Source organism: Sphingomonas sp. (genome assembly GCF_051962185.1).
In the GTDB taxonomy this organism is placed as follows: Bacteria; Pseudomonadota; Alphaproteobacteria; order Sphingomonadales; family Sphingomonadaceae; genus Sphingomonas.
Genome location: NZ_JBQCCN010000082.1, coordinates 1 through 6569 on the forward strand (window position 1 = coordinate 1; position 6569 = coordinate 6569).

Annotated in this window: 6 protein-coding genes; 2 read left to right on the plus strand and 4 right to left on the minus strand. The window is 66.9% G+C overall.

What is annotated here, in order from left to right:
* A partial coding sequence (locus ACTHJR_RS05130; RefSeq protein WP_440522049.1) for an isocitrate/isopropylmalate family dehydrogenase occupies positions 1–441 on the plus strand: 441 nt, incomplete at its 5' end.
* Positions 442–541: 100 nt separating this feature from the next.
* Here the strand turns inward: ACTHJR_RS05130 and ACTHJR_RS05135 are convergent.
* Together ACTHJR_RS05135 and ACTHJR_RS05140 are read right to left on the minus strand one after the other, a co-directional pair.
* Positions 542–1234, minus strand: coding sequence for a phytanoyl-CoA dioxygenase family protein (locus tag ACTHJR_RS05135; RefSeq protein WP_440522053.1), 693 nt, complete (start codon positions 1232–1234; stop codon positions 542–544).
* Complete coding sequence (locus ACTHJR_RS05140) at positions 1234–2433, minus strand: FAD-dependent oxidoreductase (RefSeq protein ID WP_440522050.1); 1200 nt, start codon at positions 2431–2433, stop codon at positions 1234–1236. Before ACTHJR_RS05140 ends, ACTHJR_RS05135 begins: the two co-directional genes overlap by 1 nt.
* Before the next feature lie 37 nt (positions 2434–2470).
* Between ACTHJR_RS05140 and ACTHJR_RS05145 the strand changes: the two genes are divergently transcribed.
* The gene (locus ACTHJR_RS05145) at positions 2471–4228 is read left to right on the plus strand and encodes a cation:proton antiporter domain-containing protein (protein ID WP_440522054.1); all 1758 of its coding nucleotides are present in this window, start codon (positions 2471–2473) and stop codon (positions 4226–4228) included.
* 9 nt (positions 4229–4237) lie between these two features.
* Here the strand turns inward: ACTHJR_RS05145 and ACTHJR_RS05150 are convergent, their stop codons facing one another.
* Together ACTHJR_RS05150 and ACTHJR_RS05155 are read right to left on the minus strand one after the other, a co-directional pair.
* Positions 4238–5200, minus strand: a complete 963-nt coding sequence (locus tag ACTHJR_RS05150; protein ID WP_440522051.1) for a hypothetical protein — start codon at positions 5198–5200, stop codon at positions 4238–4240.
* Between the two features lie 77 nt (positions 5201–5277).
* Positions 5278–6569: alanine--tRNA ligase-related protein (locus tag ACTHJR_RS05155; protein WP_440522052.1), on the minus strand; the 1292-nt coding region annotated here is incomplete at its 5' end.

A 6569-nucleotide genomic window follows, 5' to 3' on the forward strand; every position in this document is an offset into this window, starting at 1 on the left:
GGCGAGTTCGTCTGGGCCTGCAAGAATTACGACGGCGACGTCCAGTCGGACCAGGTCGCGCAGGGCTTCGGCTCGCTCGGCTTGATGACCTCGGTCCTGCTCTCGCCCGACGGCAAGACCGTCGAGGCCGAAGCCGCACACGGCACCGTCACCCGTCACTATCGCCAGCACCAGCAGGGCAAGGCGACCTCGACCAACCCGATCGCGTCGATCTTCGCCTGGACCGGCGGCCTCAAGTATCGCGGCAAGTTCGACGGCACGCCCGACGTGACGCGCTTCGCCGAGGAACTGGAAAAGGTCTGCATCGCGACCGTCGAGAGCGGCAAGATGACCAAGGACCTCGCGCTGCTGATCGGCCCCGATCAGGCGTGGATGACCACCGAGCAGTTCTTCGAGGCGATCCGCGAGAACCTCGAAGCCAAGATGGCGACCTGGGCGTAAGAGCAGCCTAGCGAAGCTTGGATGAAGGGGAGCGATTGCGCTGCAATCGCGCGGAGTTTCGCTCCCTTTCCCCTCACCCCTTTCGGGGAGAGGGCCTCAGCTAAATCCCGAGCCATTCCAGCCCGCCGGGCAATTCCTCGGCAGCATAATCAACCTGCAACACCCGCCGCCGTCGCGGTTCGCCCGAGGCGTCCGAGGCATGCAGGATCGGCGTCGCATAGGCCCACACGTCGCCGGCCGCCGCCAGGCATGCGACGACGGCGCCGAGACGCGCGACCGCGGTAGCGATGTCGTCTTCAGCCACTTTTCCCAGTCGATGCGACCCCGGCGCGACCAGCAGCGGCGCGTTGGTCCCTAACACCGGATCGAGATGGATACGGATCGTCATCATCCGTTCCAGCAGATCGATCGGCGGCGCGACATGGAGCATTCCCGCCTTGATCGTCCACGGCCCGAAGCCCGGTACCTCGCTGCGATTTCGAACGACGATCGTGCGATCCTGATGCCAGCCGAGCGCCCAATTTGTCGCAGCCGACTTGTCGAACAGGATCATCCGCACCGGTCGTGCCGCAGGGCCGAGGTGTCGCGCCACTAGCGCGCCGATAGCGCCTCGAGCATTCAGCAGATCGTTCAGCGCCGGAATGCCGGTCAGGCGGATGCCGGCATGATCGGCAGGCTGGCTCGCCACCGCCTGGATAATGGCGGGAAGATGCCCGGACGCCGCGCCCGCCCAAAGCTCGACGCCGTCGCGACCGAGTGTCAGCGCACGATCCTCCACCGATGCGGCAATCATCACTTTGCTTCGGGCGACCGGACATGCTCCGGCCGGAAGCCCATGCCGATGACCTGCGCCGGGATGCGGCGCAGCAACGGGATGCGGTCGAGCAATTTCGCCGCGAGTGGCGGGCCATCGAGCGGTTCGGTGCTCGACAACAGCGGCGCGATGATGCTGTCCTGGACCATCTTCTGCATGCCCTGGGTCAGCTTGACCGCGCGGATGCGGCGGTCGTGTACGAGGTAGAGCAACGGATCGGGATCGTTTCCCGCCGCCATCGGCGCAGCCAGGATATTGGCGGCCGCAACCGCATCCTGCACCGCAAGGTTGATCCCGACGCCGCCGATCGGCGACATGGCGTGCGCGGCGTCGCCGATCACCAGCAGGCCGGGCCTGTCCCATTTGTCGAGCCGGTCGACCGTTACGGTCAGCAATTTGACGTCGTCCCAGTTCGTCACGCCCTGATCGACCGTCGCGGTTTCCGGGCCGATCGCGCGGACGCGGGCGCGGAAGGCGTCGAGCCCTTCTGCCCTGATCTTCTCGGCCCCGCCCTTGGGGAAGACGAAGGCGCATTGATAATAATCGCCGCGATCGATCAGCACGAACAGGGTGCCGGTGTCGAACACCCCCATCGTGTCGTTGTCCGGCTTCACCGCCTTGGGAATGCGGAACCAGAATACGTCCATCGGTGCGCCGATCACCGTCGTCGGCAGCCCGTCGCGATGCCGCGAATCGCGGCCATCCGCTGCGATCGTCAGCCGTGTGCGGATCTCCTCGCCGTCGCTGGTTCGTACGCCGCGCACGCGCCCGTCCTGCTCGATCAGTTCGGTGCCCTCGCAACTCTGGCGCAGGGCGAAGGTCGGATAACGCCGTGCGGTTTCGGCGACGAAATCGAGGAAGTCCCATTGCGGCATCAGCGCGACATAGGGCGCCGGCACGTGGAGATGGGTGAGATCGACGATCTGCATGTCGCGCCCGGCGATCCGTGCGCTCAGCCGCTCGATCTTCTGGTGCGGCCGTTGCAGCAATTCGTCGAGCAGGCCGAGCTCGCTGAAGATCCGCAGGGTCGAGGGATGGACCGTGTCGCCGCGGAAATCGCGCAGGAAGTCCTTGTGCTTCTCCAGCACCACGGTCTTCAGGCCGGCGCGCGCGAACAGCAGTCCGGCGACCATCCCGGCCGGACCGCCGCCGATAATGCAGATGTCGGTTTCGATCATGACTGACAAACTCCCTTCGGCCTGCTTTGATGCCGCGATGGCGATCGGTCTCGACAACAAGGGGTTCAGCGATGCGCTGGTGATTCTCGGTGCCGCGGGCATCGTGATCCCGGCCTTCGCGCGGTTCAAGGTCAGCCCGGTGATCGGCTTCATCCTGGTCGGCATCCTGGTCGGCCCGGCCGGGCTGGGCGCGCTCGTCGGCCAGCATCCCTGGCTCTATCACCTGACCATCTCCGATTCGCACGCGATCGAGCCGTTTGCCGAATTCGGCATCACCTTGTTGCTGTTCTCGATCGGGCTCGAATTGTCGTTGCGTCGGCTCTGGGCGATGCGTGGCGCGGTATTCGGGATCGGCGCCGCCGAATTGTTCGGCTGCGCGGCGGTGATCGGCGGGGCATTGCTGCTGACCGGCGAGGCTTGGGGCGCGGGGCTCGGCCTCGGCCTCGCCCTGGCGCTGTCGTCGACCGCGCTCGTACTGCCGATCGCCGGGACGACGAGCCCGGTCGGACGCACCGCGTTCGCAATGCTGCTGTTCGAAGATCTCGCCCTGGTCCCGATCATCTTCGGGCTCGGCGCGATGGGCGGGCGCGGCGGGAACATCGCCGGCGTGCTGATCTGGGGCGCGGTGGCGATCGTCGCGATCTTCCTGGTCGGGCGGTTCCTCCTGCCCCGCCTGTTCGCCCAGGCCGCCCGGACCAAGAGCCCGGAGCTGTTCCTCGCCATCTCGCTGCTGGTGGTCATCGTCGCCAGCCTGGCTACGACCGCCGCCGGTCTGTCGCCGATCGTCGGGGCGCTGCTGGCCGGCGTGCTGATCGCCGAGACCGAATATCATAGCGAGGTCGAGGTCATCACCGCGCCGTTCAAGGGGCTCGCGCTCGGCGTGTTTCTGATCACCGTCGGCATGAGCCTGAGCCTCGAGACCCTGCTGGCGCATTGGGGCGATTTCGTGCTGGCGCTGCTCGGCGTGGTCGCCGCCAAGTCGATCGTCACCTTCGCCCTGCTCAAGCTGACCAAAGCCAGGAGCGGCGTCGCGGCGGAAACCAGTCTGCTGATGTCGAGCCCGTCGGAAACCACGCTGATCGTGCTCGGTACTGCCGCGGCGGCGGGGCTGATCGCGCAGCAGGATGCCGCTTTCTGGCAGACCGTCACCGCGCTCGGGCTGACGATCACGCCGGCACTGGCCGAGATCGGCCATGGCGTCGCGCGGCGGCTGGAAGCGCGAGAAGGCCTCGCGCCCGACCTGCAACTCGCCGATGAGGGGCCGGGCACGGTGGTGATCGGTTTCGGCCGCGTCGGAAGGATGGTTGCCGACATGCTGCGCGAGCACGACCAGCCCTATATCGCGGTCGAGGCCGATATCGACACGGTCAACGCCGCGCGGCGCGAGGGCTATTCGGTGCTGTTCGGCGATGTCGCGCGCAGCGAACTGGTCGATCGCCTCAATCTCGGCCGCGCCAAAGCGCTGGTGCTGACGATGGACGATCCGGTGCTGACCGTGCGCCTGACCAAGCGGGTGCGCGGCTGGGTGCCCGGCCTGACGGTCATCGCCCGCGCGCGCGACGCGGCGCATGCCGCCGAACTCTACAAGGCGGGTGCCACCGACGCGGTGCCCGAAACGCTCGAAAGCTCGCTGCAATTATCCGAAGCGGTGCTGGTCGATCTCGGCGTCGCGATGGGATTCGTCATCGCCTCGATCCACGAGAAGCGCGACGAATTGCACAAGTCGATCAAGGACGAAGCCGGGCTCGACCGCGAGCCGCGGCTGCGGCGTGTCAGAAAGGCGGAAGCCTCTTGACCGGCGTGGTCAGTGCTTGTCGGCGGAGGCGGTAACGGTCGACACGCTGCGAACTGCGTCGGTAAGTCCGCCCAGCGTCATATAGGCTGGCTGCCCTGCCAACGGCTTGTACAGCGCCCGCAAATAGCCGAGGTCGAAGGTCGTCATTTCGGCGGGCTGCTTGCCCGCCGGCGCATCGAACAAGGCGAGGATCGTGCCGACCTTGCCGCTCACTCCCTTCGGATCGGTCCGGGCGAGCGCACGCATCGCGGCGTAGTCGGCCAATTGGTTCGTGGTCATCCCGCTCGCCGCCGGTAAATCTATCACTACCACCGCCGAATCGACGTCGAGACGCGTCGACAGCATGATCAGAGACGACGATGAGGCCGATACCGAGAGCGCGGGGGCATCGTCCAGCGGGCCGAATTCGAGTGGTTGCCCATCGACCCCCTTTCGTTCCGTCCGTGTCCAGGCGTGGACCGGGCCGGGATCGTTGGCCAACCGGCCGATATCGCCCCGCGACAGGCCGGCGAACAACGCGGTCTGCTTGTTGCGGATGGCACGGATTTCTTCCTGGCCATTCTCGACGAAGATCACGGCGATATTGGGCTTGCATCCGGGCTTGGCGACCTCGACCCCGGCCAGTTCGGCATCCTGGCGCAAGCGATTGATTAGGGTCCTGGCGAAATCCGGCGGTACGCCGACCGCCGCGGGGCACACCGGCGAGGCGAACCGTGCCAAAGACTCGCCATAGAGATCGCTCATCGGCGCGGTGATCTTGCGCGCTTCCTTGTCGATCTGCTTGCCCGAGTTTTCGGTGCGGCCGGTGACGACGATGTCTCCCGGCTTGGCGGGCGCGTTTTGCGCAACGGCCGACGACGCTAGCGCGCAGGCCGCGACAACCGCCAGCGCCAGGCCGATCGACCGGCGTCCAATGGCGTCGATACGCGACCGCTGATCCGACACCATCGCCAGCCTCCGACGCACCGTCACGGATGTTCATTCCGCTCGAACGGCTGCCATAGAATATCGCCGATTCAGTACGACAGCAAGGCTGTCACAATATAGGATCAGGCCAGCGCCGCCTTCACCGCCGCAACCGCTTCGTCGCCCTTGCTGCCGTCGGGCCCGCCGCCCTGAGCCATGTCCGGGCGACCGCCGCCGCCCTGCCCGCCCAGGACCTCGACCGCCTTGCGTAGCAGGTCGACGGCGTTGAAGCGGCCGGTCAAATCGTCGGTCACGCCGACGGCGATCGAGGCGCGGCCGTCATTGACCGCGACCAGTACTGCGACACCCGAGCCGATCCGCGCCTTGGTCTCGTCGACCGCGCCGCGCAGGCCCTTGGCTTCCAGTCCCTCGACAACCTGGCCGACGAAATTGACGCCGTTGACCTGTTCCGGCCCCGTCGGTGCCGCGCCGGCGCCACCGCCCAGCGCCAGCGCTTTCTTGGCCTCGGCCAATTCGCGTTCGAGCCGACGGCGGTCCTCGACCAACGCGGCAACGCGCGCCGGCACCTCGTCGGGGGTCGACTTGAGCACGGCGGCGGTCTCGCGCAGCTTTTCGTCGCGGCCGGCGAGATAGGCGCGCGCCGCTTCACCGGTCAGCGCCTCGACACGGCGCACGCCCGAGGACACCGCGCCTTCGCTCACCAGCTTGAACAGGCCGATATCGCCGGTCGCGCCGACATGCGTACCGCCACACAATTCCAGGCTGTAGATCGACTTGCCGTCGGGCGCGCGACCCATCGACACGACGCGAACCTCGTCGCCATATTTCTCGCCGAACAGCGCCATGGCGCCTTCCTCGATCGCTTCCTCGGGCGTCATCAGCCGCGTCGCGACCGGGTCGTTTTGGCGGATATAGGCGTTCACATCGGCCTCGACCTCGGCCAGCCGCACCGGATCGATCGCGGTCGGCTGCGAGAAGTCGAAGCGCAGGCGTTCGGGCGCGACCAGCGAGCCCTTTTGCGCGACATGCGTGCCGAGGCGCTCGCGCAGCGCGGCATGCAACAGGTGCGTCGCCGAGTGATTGGCACGGATCGCATTGCGGCGCTCGCCATCGACGACGAGATGAACGGCATCGCCGATCGCGAGCTCGCCCGCCTCGATCTTGGTGCGGTGCGCCCACAGGCGGCCGAGATGCTTCTGCGTGTCGAACACGCGGCCCTTCAGCCCCTTGTCGTTGGTCGCGAGACCGGCATCGCCGACCTGGCCGCCGCTCTCCGCATAGAAGGGGGTCTGGTTGAGTACGACATCGACCTCGTCGCCGGCGACGGCCCTGTCGACCCGCACACCGTCTTTGATCAACGCGACGACTTCGCCTTCGCCTTCCTCCGACGTGTAGCCGGTGAATTCGGTGCCGC

What these genes read in the sequence shown, in the direction of transcription:
- ACTHJR_RS05135 (WP_440522053.1), bottom strand. Translation starts at nt 1,234, where the DNA reads ATGATTGCCGCATCGGTGGAGGATCGTGCGCTGACACTCGGTCGCGAC.
- ACTHJR_RS05140 (WP_440522050.1), bottom strand. Translation starts at nt 2,433, where the DNA reads ATGATCGAAACCGACATCTGCATTATCGGCGGCGGTCCGGCCGGGATG.
- ACTHJR_RS05145 (WP_440522054.1), top strand. Translation starts at nt 2,471, where the DNA reads ATGGCGATCGGTCTCGACAACAAGGGGTTCAGCGATGCGCTGGTGATT.